The 15,152-nt window shown below is 66.1% G+C and carries 13 protein-coding genes; 5 read left to right on the top strand and 8 right to left on the bottom strand.

Annotated elements, in window-relative coordinates:
* Window positions 1–16 precede the first annotated feature (16 nt).
* Complete coding sequence (locus HU735_RS00720) at window positions 17–1,039, top strand: putative 2-aminoethylphosphonate ABC transporter substrate-binding protein (protein ID WP_050707383.1); 1,023 nt, start codon at window positions 17–19, stop codon at window positions 1,037–1,039.
* An 80-nt stretch (window positions 1,040–1,119) separates the two neighbouring features.
* Here HU735_RS00720 and ilvD read toward each other — a convergent pair whose 3' ends face one another.
* The gene (ilvD, locus tag HU735_RS00715) at window positions 1,120–2,961 is read right to left on the bottom strand and encodes a dihydroxy-acid dehydratase (RefSeq protein ID WP_186712040.1); all 1,842 of its coding nucleotides are present in this window, start codon (window positions 2,959–2,961) and stop codon (window positions 1,120–1,122) included.
* A gap of 316 nt (window positions 2,962–3,277) precedes the next feature.
* On the opposite strand from ilvD, the gene HU735_RS00710 reads away from it, so the two are divergent.
* Window positions 3,278–4,954: a DUF4153 domain-containing protein gene (locus HU735_RS00710; RefSeq protein WP_186712039.1), complete on the top strand. Its 1,677-nt coding sequence runs from the start codon at window positions 3,278–3,280 to the stop codon at window positions 4,952–4,954.
* Window positions 4,955–5,024: 70 nt separating this feature from the next.
* Here the strand turns inward: HU735_RS00710 and HU735_RS00705 are convergent, their stop codons facing one another.
* Window positions 5,025–6,221: a class I SAM-dependent rRNA methyltransferase gene (locus HU735_RS00705; protein WP_050707380.1), complete on the bottom strand. Its 1,197-nt coding sequence runs from the start codon at window positions 6,219–6,221 to the stop codon at window positions 5,025–5,027.
* A 252-nt stretch (window positions 6,222–6,473) separates the two neighbouring features.
* On the opposite strand from HU735_RS00705, the gene HU735_RS00700 reads away from it, so the two are divergent.
* Window positions 6,474–7,292 (top strand): HDOD domain-containing protein, encoded by an 819-nt coding sequence (locus tag HU735_RS00700; protein ID WP_186712322.1) that lies wholly within the window; start codon window positions 6,474–6,476, stop codon window positions 7,290–7,292.
* 3 nt (window positions 7,293–7,295) lie between these two features.
* Window positions 7,296–8,108 carry a bifunctional DNA-formamidopyrimidine glycosylase/DNA-(apurinic or apyrimidinic site) lyase gene (gene mutM, locus HU735_RS00695; RefSeq protein WP_186712038.1) on the top strand — a complete coding sequence of 271 codons (813 nt, stop codon included), beginning with the start codon at window positions 7,296–7,298 and terminating at the stop codon, window positions 8,106–8,108.
* Window positions 8,109–8,135: 27 nt separating this feature from the next.
* Here mutM and ggt read toward each other — a convergent pair whose 3' ends face one another.
* The 6 genes from ggt to HU735_RS00665 all read right to left on the bottom strand — a co-directional run bounded on the left by ggt (window position 8,136) and on the right by HU735_RS00665 (window position 14,320).
* Entirely contained in the window at window positions 8,136–9,818 is a 1,683-nt protein-coding gene (ggt, locus tag HU735_RS00690) for a gamma-glutamyltransferase (RefSeq protein WP_186712037.1), read from the bottom strand.
* Window positions 9,818–10,069 carry a YfhL family 4Fe-4S dicluster ferredoxin gene (locus HU735_RS00685; protein ID WP_011531711.1) on the bottom strand — a complete coding sequence of 84 codons (252 nt, stop codon included), beginning with the start codon at window positions 10,067–10,069 and terminating at the stop codon, window positions 9,818–9,820. The genes ggt and HU735_RS00685 overlap by 1 nt, the downstream gene beginning before the upstream one ends.
* 109 nt (window positions 10,070–10,178) lie before the next feature.
* Window positions 10,179–10,658, bottom strand: coding sequence for a pantetheine-phosphate adenylyltransferase (gene coaD / locus HU735_RS00680; RefSeq protein ID WP_028689146.1), 480 nt, complete (start codon window positions 10,656–10,658; stop codon window positions 10,179–10,181).
* Between the two features lie 111 nt (window positions 10,659–10,769).
* Window positions 10,770–12,368 carry a GMC family oxidoreductase gene (locus tag HU735_RS00675; protein WP_186712036.1) on the bottom strand — a complete coding sequence of 533 codons (1,599 nt, stop codon included), beginning with the start codon at window positions 12,366–12,368 and terminating at the stop codon, window positions 10,770–10,772.
* Between the two features lie 23 nt (window positions 12,369–12,391).
* A complete protein-coding gene (locus HU735_RS00670; RefSeq protein ID WP_186712035.1) occupies window positions 12,392–12,877 on the bottom strand; it encodes a twin-arginine translocation pathway signal protein in 486 nt (161 codons plus the stop codon).
* Between the two features lie 12 nt (window positions 12,878–12,889).
* The gene (locus HU735_RS00665) at window positions 12,890–14,320 is read right to left on the bottom strand and encodes a coniferyl aldehyde dehydrogenase (RefSeq protein WP_186712034.1); all 1,431 of its coding nucleotides are present in this window, start codon (window positions 14,318–14,320) and stop codon (window positions 12,890–12,892) included.
* A 144-nt stretch (window positions 14,321–14,464) separates the two neighbouring features.
* On the opposite strand from HU735_RS00665, the gene HU735_RS00660 reads away from it, so the two are divergent.
* The gene (locus HU735_RS00660; RefSeq protein WP_050707373.1) at window positions 14,465–15,130 is read left to right on the top strand and encodes a TetR/AcrR family transcriptional regulator; all 666 of its coding nucleotides are present in this window, start codon (window positions 14,465–14,467) and stop codon (window positions 15,128–15,130) included.
* The last annotated feature ends 22 nt before the right edge of the window (window positions 15,131–15,152 follow it).

Here is a 15,152-nt window from a genome sequence, read left to right as displayed (position 1 = left end):
TGATAGGAACCGCATCATGTTCAAGCCCCTCGCACTTGCCGCTGCCGTATCCGCCGTCTTCAGCCTGCAGGCCTCGGCCGCGACCCAGCTGACCGTCTACACCGCCCTCGAGGCCGAGCAGCTCAAGAGCTACAAGCAGGCTTTCGAAAAGGCCAACCCCGACATCGAGATCAAGTGGGTGCGCGACTCCACCGGCATCATCACCGCCAAGCTGCTGGCCGAGAAGGACCGTCCGCAGGCCGACGCGGTGTGGGGCCTGGCCGCCTCCAGCCTGGCTATCCTCGACCAGAACGGCATGCTCGAAGCCTATGCGCCGAAAGACCTGGGCAAGATCTCGCCCAACTATCGCGACGCCGCCAACCCGCCGGCCTGGGTGGGCATGGACGTGTGGGCCGCGACCATCTGCTTCAACACCGTCGAGGCCGAGAAGCAGGGCCTGAGCAAGCCGGTGAGCTGGCAGGACCTGACCAAGCCTGAGTACAAGGGCAAGATCGTCATGCCCAACCCGGCCTCGTCCGGCACCGGCTTCCTGGATGTGAGCGCCTGGCTGCAGACCTTCGGCGAGCCGCAGGGCTGGGCCTACATGGATGCGCTGCACCAGAACATCGGCCAGTACGTTCATTCCGGCTCCAAGCCGTGCAAGCTGGCGGCCGCCGGTGAATTCCCGATCGGCATCTCGTTCGAATACCCGGCCGTGCAGCTCAAGCGCCAGGGCGCGCCGCTGGATATCGTGCTGCCCAAGGAAGGCCTGGGTTGGGAGATCGAAGCCACCGCAGTGATCAAGGGCTCGCCGAAGGCCGATGCCGCCAGGCGCCTGGCCGACTTCTCCGCCAGCCCCGCGGCCATGGAGCTGTACAAGGAGAACTTCGCCGTGCTCGCCGCGCCGGGCATCGCCAAGCCGCAGACCGAGTTGCCGGCGGACTACGAGCAGCGCCTGATCAAGAACGACTTCGCCTGGGCCTCGAAGAACCGCGACGAGATCCTCAGCGAGTGGCGCAAGCGCTATGACGGCAAGTCGGAAAAGGTTGCGCAACAGTAAGTCAGGCAAGGCCTGCGGCTTCGTTCACGGGCATAAAAAAACCGGCGCACCAGGCGCCGGTTTTTTATGCCATCAGAGCCTCACAGCCCTTCGAGCATTGCCTTGTTGCGCACTGCACCCTTGTCGGCGCTGGTGGCCAGCAGGGCGTAAGCCTTGAGCGCGGTGGTCACCTTGCGTGGACGTACCTCGGCCGGCTTCCAGCCCTTCTTGTCCTGCTCGACGCGACGTTCGGCCAGCTCTTCGTCGCTGACCAGCAGGTTGATCGAACGGTTGGGGATGTCGATCAGCACCTTGTCGCCATCGCGCACCAGGCCGATGGCGCCGCCCGCTGCCGCTTCCGGCGAGGCGTGGCCGATCGACAGGCCCGAGGTGCCGCCGGAGAAACGACCGTCGGTGAGCAGGGCGCAGGCCTTGCCCAGGCCCTTGGACTTCAGGTACGAGGTCGGGTACAGCATCTCTTGCATGCCTGGGCCACCTTTCGGACCTTCGTAGCGGATGATGACGATGTCGCCGGCCTGCACTTCGTCGGCGAGGATGCCACGCACGGCGCTGTCCTGGCTCTCGAAGATCTTCGCGGTGCCTTCGAACACGTGGATCGACTCATCGACGCCGGCGGTCTTCACCACGCAGCCGTCCAGGGCGATGTTGCCGTACAGCACGGCCAGGCCGCCTTCCTGCGAGTAGGCGTGCTCGAAGCTGCGGATGCAGCCGTTCTCGCGGTCGTCGTCCAGGGTTTCCCAGCGGGTCGACTGGCTGAAGGCGGTCTGCGTCGGGATGCCGGCCGGGCCTGCCTTGAAGAAGGTGTGCACGGCTTCGTCATCGGTCTGGGTGATGTCCCACTTGGCGATGGCCTCTTCCATGCTTGGGCTGTGCACGGTCGGCAGGTCGGTGTGCAGCAGGCCGCCACGGGCCAGCGAGCCGAGGATGCTGAAGATGCCGCCAGCGCGGTGCACGTCTTCCATGTGGTACTTCTGGATGTTCGGCGCCACCTTGCACAGCTGCGGCACCTTGCGCGACAGGCGATCGATGTCGCGCAAGTCGAAGTCGACTTCCGCCTCCTGTGCCGCGGCCAGCAGGTGCAGGATGGTGTTGGTCGAGCCGCCCATGGCGATGTCGAGCATCATGGCGTTCTCGAACGCCTTGAAGTTGGCGATGCTGCGCGGCAGTACCGACGTATCGTTCTCGCCGTAGTAGCGCTTGCACAGCTCGACGATGGTGCGCCCGGCGGTGAGGAACAGCTGCTCGCGGTCCGAGTGGGTGGCCAGGGTCGAGCCGTTGCCCGGCAGGGCGAGACCCAGGGCCTCGGTCAGGCAGTTCATCGAGTTGGCGGTGAACATGCCGGAGCACGAACCGCAGGTCGGGCAGGCGCTGCGCTCGTACTCGGCGACTTTTTCGTCCGAGGCCGAGGAGTCGGCGGCGATGACCATGGCGTCGACCAGGTCCAGGCCGTGGCTGGCCAGCTTGGTCTTGCCGGCTTCCATCGGGCCGCCGGAGACGAAGATCACCGGGATGTTCAGGCGCAGGGCGGCCATCAGCATGCCGGGGGTGATCTTGTCGCAGTTGGAGATGCAGACGATGGCATCGGCGCAGTGGGCGTTGACCATGTACTCGACGGCGTCGGCGATGATCTCGCGGCTGGGCAGCGAGTACAGCATGCCGTCATGGCCCATGGCGATGCCGTCGTCCACGGCGATGGTGTTGAACTCTTTCGCCACGCCACCGGCGCGTTCGATCTCGCGGGCGACCAGCTGGCCCAGGTCCTTCAGGTGCACATGCCCCGGGACGAACTGGGTGAACGAGTTGGCGATGGCGATGATCGGTTTCTTGAAGTCTTCGTCCTTCATCCCGGTGGCGCGCCACAGGGCACGGGCGCCGGCCATGTTGCGGCCTTGGGTGGAAGTCTTGGAACGATAATCAGGCATGGAGCGCTCCTGGCGGCTTAATCAGGTCTCTAACTAGGGGAGTGAGCTTCTTTTGTCCTGAACGCCTGGGCCGGTTGCCGCTGGCACGGATGGGGGTCGAAGGACCGCGCGGGATCGCCGCAGGCTCGACCAGAGCTCATAAACCCGCCGGGGATGTCTGGCGATGAATGGCTCGATTCTACACCGCCGCGCCCGTGAGGGAATGGCGTTGTGACAATTGGCTGTCGCCAGCCCGCAAGGTAAAGGCCTTGGCGTGGTCCGGGCGGGTTTGGGTAGACTTGCGCGCTTCCTGTTCTACTGGCCAAAAGGATTTGCAATGCCAGCGCCAAGTCGCTCCTTATTGTTCTACGTCGTCATCGGCCTGATCCAGGGCCTGGTGCTGCTCACCACCGTGAAGGGGCAAGGCGAGCTGCTTGGCTTCAACCTGTCGGTAGCCCTGTGCGCCGCAGTGGTCGTGGCCGGCGTGAACCTGCAACTGCTCGGCAACGCGGTGCGCCAGCGTGGTACCGGCTGGCTGGTGCTGGGCCTGACCCTGCTGATCAGCGGGATCAGTGCCTGGGTCCTGGATAGCGAGCGCATGGGCTGGCTGCAGCAGACCTGGTTCCTGGCCGCCATCGTGCTGGGCTATATCGGCACCGCGTTCATTCTTGCCTGGCCGACCCGCGAAAATGGGCGGCCGCGCTATGAAGACCTGTTCCGGCATGCCTGGAACAACGTGTTCATCCTTTTCCTGGCGCAACTGTTGACTGGCCTGTTCTGGCAGTTGCTGTGGTTGTGTGCGTTGCTGTTCGGCATGCTCGGCATACCGCAGGTCACGGATGTGGTGGAGTCCCCGGTGTTTCTCTGGCTGGTGCTGCCGGTGGTGTTCTCCCTGGGGATGCGCATGGGGCGGGACAACGAGAAGGTCATTGGGTTGTTGCGCGGCATCCTGTTGACACTCTGTCGCTTCCTGTTGCCGTTGAGTGCGCTGATCGCCGTGGTGTTCACCCTGACACTGCCCTTCAGCGGCCTGCAGCCCGTGTGGGACACGGGCTATTCGACCGCTCTGCTGTTGGTGCTGGCAGGTATCAACCTGTTCCTGGCCAATGGCGTGTTTCAGGACGGCCATCAGGGCAATGCCTATCCTGCGCCGCTCAAACGCTTGGTCGAGGCCAGCCTGCTCTGCCTGCCGGTACTGGTGGGCCTGGCGGCTTATGCCAGCTGGATGCGCATTGACCAGTACGGCCTGACCCCATCGCGGATCATGGCCATTTTGTTGGTGGGTGTGATGCTGGCGCACGGCCTGGCGGCGGTGTGGGCGGTGGTGAGCTCACGGCGGGCCTGGCTGAATAGCCTGCGGCTGAGCAACCCGTTGATCGCCTTGCTCAGTGCGGTGCTGATAGTGCTGTTCTACACACCGTTGCTCGACCCGCAGGTGTTGAGTGCGAAGAGTCAGGTCGAGCGCCTGCTCGGTGGACGCACGCCGATCACCGAGTTCGATGTCGGGACCTTGTACCGCGACCTCGGTCAGCCTGGGCGTGCCGCCTTCGAGCAACTGGAGAAGCGGTTGGAAACGGATGAACTGTTCGATGCGGGTCGCCGCGAGCAATTGCTGGCGTTGATGGCGCAGGTACGTCGGCCTGAGGTGGTCGAAACGTATGGTCCGAAGTTCGAGTGGCTGGGGCCAGAGCAGTCCACCAGCGAGTCACTGGCCGATTCGACGCTTGCTCAAAGCCAGTGCGGTGGCAAGGGATGCTACTTGTGGGCGGTCGATCTGGATGGTGATGGGCACAATGAAGTGTTGATGATCCCCCGGCACACCTATGCATCGAGTGTGTTCGTGTTCACCTGGGAGGAGCGGGAGTGGCGTGAGGTGGGCAGCCTGAGCGGCAAGATGGAAAACCTCGAGGGCCTGGCCAAGGGCATTCGCGAGGGCGCGGTGAAACTGGTGGCGCCGCGTTACAAGACGCTCAGCATCGATGGCCAGGAACTGGTGCCGGACTTCAGGCGGTAGCGGTTGGCGGGCATGAGAGTGAGCGTTTGAAGGAGCCGGGGCCGCAGAGCGGCCCCGGAGCAAGCACCGCTTAGCTGTTGGGCAGCAACCGGCAGGTGATGCTCTTGATGTAGCGGGTCTCGGCGATCGCCGGGTGCACCGGGTGGTCCGGGCCCTGGCCGCCGCGCTCGAGCATTTGCAGGTTGCGGTCCAGGTGGCGGGCGCTGGTCAGCAGGATGTTGTTCAGGTCGTCCTCGGGCAGGTGCATCGAGCACGAGGCGCTGACCAGGATGCCGTCCTTGGTGAGCATGCGCATGGCCTGTTCGTTGAGGCGGCGGTAGGCGGCCTCGCCGTTCTTCAGGTCCTTCTTGCGCTTGATGAAGGCGGGCGGGTCGGCAATGATCACGTCGAAACGCTCTTCGGCGGCCTTCAGTTCGCGCAGGGCCTCGAACACGTCGCCTTCGATGCAGGTCAGCTTCTCGCTGATGCCGTTCAGCGCGGCGTTGCGCTCAACACCGTCGAGGGCGAAGCCCGAGGCGTCCACGCAGAATACTTCGCTGGCGCCGAATGCGCCGGCCTGCACGCCCCAGCCGCCTATATAGCTGAACAGGTCGAGCACGCGCTTGCCCTTGACGTAGGGGGCCAGGCGGGCGCGGTTCATGCGGTGGTCGTAGAACCAGCCGGTCTTCTGGCCTTCGCGCACCGGGGCCTCGAACTTCACGCCGTTCTCTTCCAGCGCGACCCAGTCCGGCACTTCGCCGTAGACGGTCTCGACATAGCGGCCGAGGCCTTCGGCGTCACGGGCGGCGGAGTCGTTCTTGAACAGGATGCCGCTTGGCTTGAGGACCTGGACCAGGGCGGCGATGACGTCGTCCTTGTGCGCTTCCATGGTGGCCGAGGCCAGCTGTACCACGAGGATGTCGAAGAAGCGGTCGACCACCAGGCCCGGCAGCAGGTCGGAGTCGCCGTAGACCAGGCGGTAGCACGGCTTGTCGAACAGGCGCTCGCGCAGCGACAGGGCCACGTTCAGGCGGTGCACCAGCAGCGACTTGTCCAGCGGCAGCTTGACGTCGCGCGACAGCAGGCGGGCGCAGATCAGGTTGTTCGGGCTCATGGCCACCACGCCCAGGGGCTTGCCGTTGGCGGCTTCGAGGATGGCCTGCTGGCCGGCCTTCAGGCCCTGCAGCGGGGTCGCGGCGACGTCGACTTCATTGCTGTAGACCCACAGGTGGCCGGCGCGCAGGCGGCGGTCGGCATTGGCTTTGAGGCGAAGGCTGGGCAGGGACATGACGTCGCTCCGGGAAAAAAGAGCGGGAGTATACCGTGTTGGCCTCGGCTGCGCTGGTGGGCGCGACCAAGCGCGAGCCTCGTCTTGGGGCCGGCCGGCTCCGGCAGGCTAAAGAAATTCTTGGATCCAACGATCCACTGATAGTTACCCTGCCGGCGTACAGGGTTAGAATCCCCCGTCCCCAGCGAGAATGCACGAATGTCCCAGGAACTTACCGCCGAACAGATCCAGCAAGCCCTGCAGGGCATCACCATCCCGCCGCAGCCGCAGATCATGGTCGACCTGCAGTTCGAGCAGTACATGCCCGACCCGGACCTTGAGACCATCGCCAAGCTGATCAGCCAGGACCCGGGTCTGTCCGGTGCCCTGCTGAAGCTGGTCAACTCGGCGCAGTTCGGCCTGGCGAACAAGATCGGTTCGATCCAGCGCGCCGTGAACCTGTTGGGCAGCCGTTCGATCATCAACCTGATCAACGCCCAGTCGATCAGGGGTGAAATGACCGACGAGACCATCGTCACCCTCAACCCGTTCTGGGACACCGCCCAGGACGTGGCCATGACCTGCCTGACCCTGGCCAAGCGCACCGGCATCCAGGCGGTGGACGAGGCCTACACCCTGGGCCTGTTCCACGACTGCGGCGTGCCGCTGATGCACAAGCGCTTCCCCAACTACATGGAAGTGCTGGAGGAGTCCTACGCCAAGGCCAATGACGAGGTCCGCGTGGTGGACACCGAGAACCGTGTGTTCAACACCAATCACTCGGTGGTCGGCTATTTCACCGCCAAGTCCTGGCGCCTGCCGGAGCACATCAGCGCCGCCATCGCCAACCACCACAACGCCCTGGCGGTTTTCCGCGACGAGTCCTCGCGCAATACCCAGACCCAGCTGAAGAACCTGCTGGCAGTGCTGAAGATGTCCGAGCACATCTGCGCCTCCTACCGCGTGCTGGGCAACCAGAGCGTCGACCACGAGTGGAACATGGTTGGCCCGCTGGTGCTGGACTACATCGGCCTGACCGAATACGACTTCGAGCAGCTCAAGCAGAACATCCGCGAATTGGGCGGGCACTGAGCCATGCCGGAACTGCCAGAGGTCGAGACGACGCGGCGCGGCATCGCGCCCCACCTGGAAGGGCAGCGGGTCAGCCGCGTGGTGGTGCGCGACCGACGCCTGCGCTGGCCGATCCCGGAAGACCTCGACGTGCGCCTGTCGGGGCAGCGCATCGTCAGCGTCGAGCGCCGCGCCAAGTACCTGTTGATCAACGCCGAGGTCGGCACCTTGATCAGCCACCTGGGCATGTCGGGCAACCTGCGCCTGGTCGAACTGGGCTTGCCGGCGGCCAAGCACGAACATGTGGATATCGAGCTCGAGTCGGGGCTGATGCTGCGCTACACCGACCCGCGCCGCTTCGGCGCCATGCTCTGGAGCCTCGATCCGCTCAACCACGAACTGCTGATTCGCCTGGGGCCGGAGCCGTTGACCGACCTGTTCGACGGCGAACGGTTGTTCCAGCTGTCCCGTGGCCGGTCGATGGCGGTCAAACCGTTCATCATGGACAACGCGGTGGTGGTGGGGGTGGGTAACATCTACGCCACCGAAGCGCTGTTCGCCGCCGGGATCGACCCGCGCCGCGAGGCGGGCGGGATCTCCCGGGCGCGCTACATGAAGCTGGCTATCGAGATCAAACGGGTGCTGGCGGCGGCCATCGAGCAGGGCGGGACCACTTTGCGCGACTTCATCGGTGGCGATGGCCAGCCGGGGTATTTCCAGCAGGAATTGTTCGTCTATGGGCGCGGTGGGCAGCCGTGCAAGGTGTGTGGCACCGAGTTGCGTGAAGTGAAGCTGGGGCAGCGGGCGAGCGTGTTCTGCCCAAAATGCCAGCGCTGATGCCTCAGGCCCTATCGTGGGGCCGGATCAGTCGACTACCGCCGCCTGCCCTACACCCCTGGGGTCACTGGCCGCCTCCACGGTCCCGCCAGCCTTGTCCCAGTACAGCACCTGCTGATTCCCGTATTGGCGCCCGACATCCTTCAGCCGATACCCACGCCCTTCAAGCTCGGCTTTCTGCCCGGCACTGAACGTCCCCGGCTCATGCTCCACCACGTCCGGCAGGTACTGATGATGGTAGCGCGGCGTCGCCGGCCACTCGGCCACCGGCCGCCCTTCGAGGAAGCCCAGCACCGACAGCAGCACCATGCTCGGAATCCGGCTGCCGCCTGGTGTGCCGAAGCTGGCGAACTGGTTGGGGCTTTCGATGAAGGTCGGGCTCATGCTCGACAAGGGCCGCTTGCCCGCCGCCACCGCGTTGGCCTGGCTGCCGGCCAGGCCATAGCTGTTGCTGCCGGAGGGATCGGCGGCAAAGTCGTCCATCTCGTTGTTCAGCACCACGCCGGTGCCGGGCACGCTGAACGCCGCGCCGAACGGCAGGTTGACCGACAGCGTGGCGGACACCGCATTGCCGTCGGCGTCGATCACCGCGAAATGGGTGGTGTGATCGCCCTCGCGCCAGGCCGGTGAGGGGGGCAGGGCGCTGCTGGGGGTGGCCTGGTGCACGTCGATGCTGTCGGCCAGGCCGGTCAGGTACTGGCGCGCCAGCAGGCGATTGATGGGGTTGGCCACGTAGTCCGGATCGCCCAGCAGCCCGCGGTCGCGGTAGGCCCGGCGCAGCACTTCGATCACATAATGGCTGCGCTGCATGGGCTCGGCGCTCTGCCAGGGCAGGCGCTGGAGCATGGCCAGGCTCTGGGCCAGGGCCACGCCACCGGCCGAGGGCGGTGGACTGCTGATCAGCTCGCGCTGCTCGGCCAGTGGATAACGCAGCGGCTCGCGCCAGGCGGTGTGGTAGCCGGCGAGGTCATCAAGGGTCCAGACACCGCCGGCCTGGCGCACGCCATCGACCAGCCGGTGGGCCGTCGGGCCACGGTAGAAACCGTCGCGCCCATGCTCGGCCAACGCCAGCAGGGTCGCGGCCAGTTCCGGCTGGCGAATCACCGTGCCGAGTGCCGGTACGTCGTTGCCAGCGAGGAACAGCCGGGCGCTTTCGGCATTGTCGCGCAGGGCACTCAAGCGCATGGTCGCGCGGTCGCGGTAGATGCGGTCGACGGCAAAGCCCTGGTTGGCCAGGCGGATGGCCGGGGCCAGGCTGTCCTTGAGCGGCAGCCTGCCGTGGGTCGCGGCCAGGTCGGCCAGCGCCTGGGGCAGGCCGGGGATAGCCGCGGCCAACGGGCCATTGACCGACAGGCCCGGCTGCACCTGGCCGTCCTTGAGGTACATGTCGGCCCGGGCGGCGGCCGGGGCGCGCTCGCGGGCGTCGAGGAAGGCATAGCGTGGGCTGTCAGCACTCTCGCGCAGCAGGAAGAACCCGCCACCGCCAAGGCCGGAGCCATAGGGTTCGACAACGGCCAGCGTGGCGCCGATGGCCACGGCGGCATCGAAGGCGTTGCCGCCCTGCTGCAGGATCTGCCTTGCCGCCGCGGTGGCTTCAGCGTGCGGGCTGGCGATCGCCGCCTGGCCTGGCCCGGCGGCCAGGGCGCCATGGGCCAGTAGCGCCAGGAGGGCGCCGAGGGCTGCGTGGCGAAGCGCGGCGACGAACGGCATCAGGCCTTGCCAGTGATCCGGCGGTACTTGGCCATCAGTTCGTCTTCGGTTTCCGGGTGGGCTTCATCCAAGGGGATGCAGTCCACCGGGCAGACCTGCTGGCACTGGGGCTCGTCGTAGTGGCCGACGCACTGGGTGCACAGGTTCGGGTCGATCACGTAGATCTCTTCGCCTTGCGAGATGGCGGCGTTCGGGCACTCGGGTTCGCAGACGTCGCAGTTGATGCAATCGTCGGTGATGATCAGGGACATGGGGACTCCGGCCGGGGCGTTGGGCCCGGGCATGTTTCAAAGCGATGGGCACAATTGTGCCGGATTCGCGCCCGCAGTGCACGCGGGCGCGACATCGTGACCGCGAGGCTTACTTGCGGAAGCGCTCGGTCAGCGCGTCGGCCACGGCAGGATGGACGAACTTGCTGATATCACCGCCCAACGCGGCGATTTCCCGGACCAACGTCGAGGAAATGAACGAATAGCGCTCGGACGGCGTGAGGAACAGGCTCTCGACGTCCGGCGCCAGCTGGCGGTTCATGTTGGCCAGCTGGAACTCGTACTCGAAGTCGGACACCGCGCGCAGGCCGCGTAGGAAGACATTGGCGTTCTGCTCCTTGGCGAAATGCGCCAGTAGCGAGGAGAAGCCGATGACTTCGACATTGGGCAGGTGCTTGGTGACCTCGCGGGCCAGCGCTACCCGCTGTTCCAGGGGGAACAGGGGGTTCTTCTTGGGGCTGGCCGCCACGGCGATGATCACGTGGTCGAACAGGCGCGAGGCGCGCTCGACCAGGTCGCCATGGCCTTTGGTAATGGGGTCGAAAGTACCCGGGTACAACACTCGGTTCATCGCGTCATCCTGGCTGGAGTGCGTTGGGGAGTCGGATGGTAGCGCAGCGATTGCGCCCGGCCAAGTCGCGTGGCTGGTCGATGGCACTATAGACAGCATGGCTATTGGCTGTCATGCGCCGGGTGCCAGGCGGCCGGCCAGCGCTTCGCTGAGCAGGGCGGTCAGGGCATAGACCGACAGCTGCGGGTTGGCGCCGATGCTGGTGGGGAACAGCGAACCGTCGTGGACCGACAGGTTTTCCAGCTGGTGATGCCGGCCCAGGCTGTCGCACACCGCCTGGCGCGGATCCTCGCCCAGGGCGCAGCCGCCCATGACGTGGGCGCTGCCCAGGCGCATGCGAAACAGTTCCAGGGACAGGTTGTCGATCAATGCCTTGGCGTGTTCCGGGTTATCGACATACCGGGCATCGCCATGCACCGGCAGCACTCGGCGAGCCCCGGCGGCGAACTGGATCTGCGCCATGCTGTGCCAAGCCCGGCGCAGCCCGTCGCGCAGGTAGTCGTTGACCGGGTAGTCGAGCACCGGCGAGCCATCGCCACGCAACTCCACCTGGCCGCCGGGGCTGTCCGGGTGGAAACCATCGCGCAGCAGCGCCAGCATCACGTGAGTGTGGGGCAGCTCGGCCATGCGCAGGGCATTGTCCTGGCCATGGCCGCCGAGCAGGGTACTGGCGAGGGCCGGGTGCAGTGGCGGGACCTCGAGCTTGTAGCCGACCGGGCCGGCGACGCCGTCCTGCCACTGGAACTGGTCGCTGTAGATCGACTGCGGCGCGCCGTAGTACGGGTCGATCTTCGCCTCGAACTGCGCGGCGCTGAAGTTGACCAGGTGCAGGAAGGTGCGTTTGCCCAGGCGCTGGTGGGGGTCGGGTGCGTCTGAGCGCAGCAGTAGCGCCGGGCTGTTGATGCCGCCGCCGGCCAGTACGTAATGACGGGCGCGCACCCGCACCTGGCGGCCCGTGGGCTGAATCCCCTGAGCGTCCAGGGCCTGGCATTGCAGGTGATCGATGCGTTGGCCGTCGTGGCTGAAGCGCTCGGCGCGGGCCAGGTAAAGCAATTCGCCGCCTTGCTCGAGGGTGGCCGGAATGCTGGTGACCAGCATCGACTGTTTGGCGTTGACCGGGCAGCCCATGCCGCAGTAGCCCAGGTTCCAGCAGCCGCGCACGTTGCGCGGGATCACCGCCCAGCGCAGGCCGAGTGCTTCGCAGCCGCGACGCAACACATCGTTGTTGGCATTGGGCGGCATCATCCAGGGGCTGATGCCCAGTTGCTGCTCCATGCGTTCGAACCAGGGTTTCAGGCTGTCGCTGTCCAGGCCCTTGACCCCATGTTCGCGGGCCCAGTGTTCCAGGGTCTGTGGCGGCGTGCGGAAACTCGAGGTCCAGTTGACCAGGGTGGTGCCGCCTACCGCCCGGCCCTGCAGGATGGTGATGGCGCCATCCTTGCTCAGGCGGCCCAGGCCCTCCTGGTAGAGATCGGCATAGGCCTCATGCTCAAGTAGGTGGAAGTCGCTGCTGGTCTTCAGTGGGCCTTCCTCGATCAGCAGCACCTTCAGCCCGGCCGCGCTCAGCCGTTCGGCGGTTGTGGCGCCGCCCGCGCCGCTGCCGATCACGGCGACGTCGGCTTCGAGGCTCAGGTCCTGCTCCAGGCGCGAGCCATCGTGGGTGATCCAGCCTCGAGCGAGGCCTTGGCGAAACGGGTCGGGGACGGGCATTTGGCGATGCTCTTGTCAGTGGGTCAGATCTTCGGCGGTCCTGGATAGCCGCAGGCCGCCCAGGCCTCGGGGCGTTCGTACCAGGCCATGAGCAGCAGTTGCAGCAGCGAGGCATGACCCTGGCGCAGCAGGTTCAGCGAGCTGTCCCGCCAGCGTTCGAGAAAGCGCTCCAGCTCGTTCTGCGTGGCGTCGGCCCAGGCGCCCCAGATGCCGGTCAGCGGCCCTCGGGTAAGCGGCAGGGTGAGCACGTCGAACAGTTGCCGGGTCAGCTTGAGCATGGCGGGCGACAGCGCCGCCAGCTTGTGGTCGAGGCTGTGCAGCACCCATTCGGTGGACGCCTGGGTACCCGCCAGCACGACGGGTACCAGGGCCTGCAACAGAGGCAGGTCGTCATCGCGCAGGACCTGATAACCGGGCGAGGCCGTCTGCGGCGAGCAGCCGACCAGGCTGGTGGCACCCAGGAACAGGCTGGCGCCGAAGCTGAACCTGAACAGGTCGCGGCGATGCATACGCGCCGGCGCTCAGCGGATGAACAGCTTGTAGACCAGGCGCTGCAAGGCCTTGCCATAGGGCGGGTAAATCGTCTTGGCGGCATTGATACGCTGCTTGGCCAGCACGGCCTTGGCCTTGCTGAAGGTCAGGAAGCCGTCGTGGCCATGGTAGTGGCCCATGCCGGACGGGCCGACGCCGCCGAACGGCAGGTCGTCCTGGGCCACATGCAGCAGGGTGTCGTTGAGGCAAACGCCACCGGAGTGGGTGTTGCGCAGTACCCGTGCCTGTTCACCCTTGTCGTAGCCGAAGTAGTAGAGCGCCAGGGGCCGAGGACGCTGGTTGATGTAGGCCAGTGCGTCGTCCAGGCGGTCGTAGGGCACCAGGGGCAGCAATGGGCCGAAGATCTCGTCCTGCATCACCTGCATGCCGTCGTGCACCTGCAGCAGCAGGTGTGGCGGCAGATGGCGGCCTTGGCGGGGCTCGTCGGGGTAGAGGTCGACCACCTGGGCGCCTTGCTCGCGGGCATCGTCCAGCAGGCGATTGAGGCGACCGAGCTGGCGCTCGTTGATGATCGCGCTGTAGTCGGGGTTGTCGGTCAGGCGTGGGTAGAAGCGCTGCACGGCGCGCCGGTAGGCGTCGGCGAAGGCGTCCAGGCGCTCGCGGGGCACCAGCACGTAGTCGGGGGCGACGCAGGTCTGCCCGGCATTGAGGGTCTTGCCGAAGGCAATGCGTTCGGCGGCGGTGTCCAGGGGCACGTCGGTCGAGACGATGGCCGGCGACTTGCCGCCCAGTTCCAGGGTCACTGGGGTGAGGTTCTGCGCGGCGGCCAGCATCACATGGCGGCCGACGCTGGTGGCCCCGGTGAACAGCAGGTGGTCGAACGGCAGGCGGGCGAAGGCCTGGCCGACCTCCACCTCGCCCAGTACTACACTGACCAGGTCGCTGGGGAATACACGCCCAAGCAGGTCCTTGATGGCCTGCCCGCTGGCGGGCGTGGACTCGCTGAGCTTGAGCATCACCCGGTTGCCGGCGGCCAGGGCACCGGTTAGCGGGCCGATGGCGAGGAACAGCGGGTAGTTCCACGGCACGATGATCCCCACCACCCCCAGTGGCTGGTACTCGATCCGCGCGCTGGCGGGCTGGAAGGCCAGGCCGACCTTGCGCCGCGAGGCGCGCATCCAGCGCCCCAGCTGTTTTTCCGCGTCGCGCAGGCCGAGGACCGACGGCATCAGCTCGGCGATCAGCGTCTCGTCGCGGCTGCGGCCGCTGAAATCGGCGTCAATGGTCGCAATCAGCGTCTCCTGCTCGGCCAGTAGCGCCTCGCGCAGGCTTTTCAGCCACTGCCGACGCTGCGCGGCCGGGGGCATCGGGTTGTCGGCGAAGGCCCGACGCAGGGCGTCGAACGTCGCTTGCAGGTCGAGGTCGGATTGCACTGGGGGGAGGACGGCAGGAGAGGTCATGGCGGCTCCGGGGGTGATAAGTGAATAGAGCATATACTCTAATTGGTACGATGGTGCACTCTTTTTCACCTGGCCGGCGGTGCACCCGACCTGCGGGAAGCCGTAAGATGGCCCGATCAATCAAGCTGGAGACTGGAGCTGAGCATGGCCCCGCGCATGAAGACCCGAGAGCGCATCGTGCAGAGCAGCCTGGAGCTGTTCAACCAGCAGGGCGAGCGTTGCGTCAGCACCAACCACATAGCCGCGCACATGGAGATCTCGCCCGGCAACCTGTACTACCACTTCCCCAACAAGCAGGCGATCATTGCCGTGCTGTTCAACCAGTACGAAGAGCTGGTCGACAGCTTCCTGCGCCCGCCCCAGGGCCGCATCGCCACCGTCGAGGACAAGCGCTTCTACCTCAAGGCGCTGCTGGCGGCGATGTGGAACTACCGTTTCCTGCACCGCGACCTGGAGCACCTGCTCGACAGCGACCCGGAACTGGCGGCCCGTTATCGGCGCTTCTCGCGGCGCTGCCTGCTGCAGGGGCAGGCGATCTACCGGGGCTTCGTCGAGGCCGGCATCCTGAGCATGGACGGCCCGCAGATCGAGTCGCTGACCATCAACGCGTGGATCGTGCTGACCTCCTGGGTGCGTTTTCTCAGCACCACCCGCGAGCATTGCGCGCACCTGGGTGAAGAAGCGTTCATGCGCGGCGTCTATCAGGTGGTGGTGCTGGAACTGGGGTATGTCACCCCAGGCTCGCGTGCCGCGGTGCAGGCGTTGTGCGATGAGTTCCACGTTCCGTTCAACCAGGCCCTGGAGCAGTGATCCGGGGTCTTCGAGCCATTCA

Source organism: Pseudomonas sp. BW16M2 (genome assembly GCF_014268865.1).
GTDB lineage: Bacteria > Pseudomonadota > Gammaproteobacteria > Pseudomonadales > Pseudomonadaceae > Aquipseudomonas > Aquipseudomonas peradeniyensis.
This window is presented reverse-complemented; position numbering and strand designations above follow the sequence as displayed.

Excerpts from the sequence above, each read along its gene's own strand:
- HU735_RS00720 (WP_050707383.1), top strand. The coding sequence starts at position 17 with ATGTTCAAGCCCCTCGCACTTGCCGCTGCCGTATCCGCCGTCTTCAGC.
- ilvD (WP_186712040.1), bottom strand. The coding sequence starts at position 2,961 with ATGCCTGATTATCGTTCCAAGACTTCCACCCAAGGCCGCAACATGGCC.
- HU735_RS00710 (WP_186712039.1), top strand. The coding sequence starts at position 3,278 with ATGCCAGCGCCAAGTCGCTCCTTATTGTTCTACGTCGTCATCGGCCTG.
- HU735_RS00705 (WP_050707380.1), bottom strand. The coding sequence starts at position 6,221 with ATGTCCCTGCCCAGCCTTCGCCTCAAAGCCAATGCCGACCGCCGCCTG.
- mutM (WP_186712038.1), top strand. The coding sequence starts at position 7,296 with ATGCCGGAACTGCCAGAGGTCGAGACGACGCGGCGCGGCATCGCGCCC.
- ggt (WP_186712037.1), bottom strand. The coding sequence starts at position 9,818 with ATGCCGTTCGTCGCCGCGCTTCGCCACGCAGCCCTCGGCGCCCTCCTG.
- HU735_RS00685 (WP_011531711.1), bottom strand. The coding sequence starts at position 10,069 with ATGTCCCTGATCATCACCGACGATTGCATCAACTGCGACGTCTGCGAA.
- coaD (WP_028689146.1), bottom strand. The coding sequence starts at position 10,658 with ATGAACCGAGTGTTGTACCCGGGTACTTTCGACCCCATTACCAAAGGC.
- HU735_RS00675 (WP_186712036.1), bottom strand. The coding sequence starts at position 12,368 with ATGCCCGTCCCCGACCCGTTTCGCCAAGGCCTCGCTCGAGGCTGGATC.
- HU735_RS00670 (WP_186712035.1), bottom strand. The coding sequence starts at position 12,877 with ATGCATCGCCGCGACCTGTTCAGGTTCAGCTTCGGCGCCAGCCTGTTC.
- HU735_RS00665 (WP_186712034.1), bottom strand. The coding sequence starts at position 14,320 with ATGACCTCTCCTGCCGTCCTCCCCCCAGTGCAATCCGACCTCGACCTG.
- HU735_RS00660 (WP_050707373.1), top strand. The coding sequence starts at position 14,465 with ATGGCCCCGCGCATGAAGACCCGAGAGCGCATCGTGCAGAGCAGCCTG.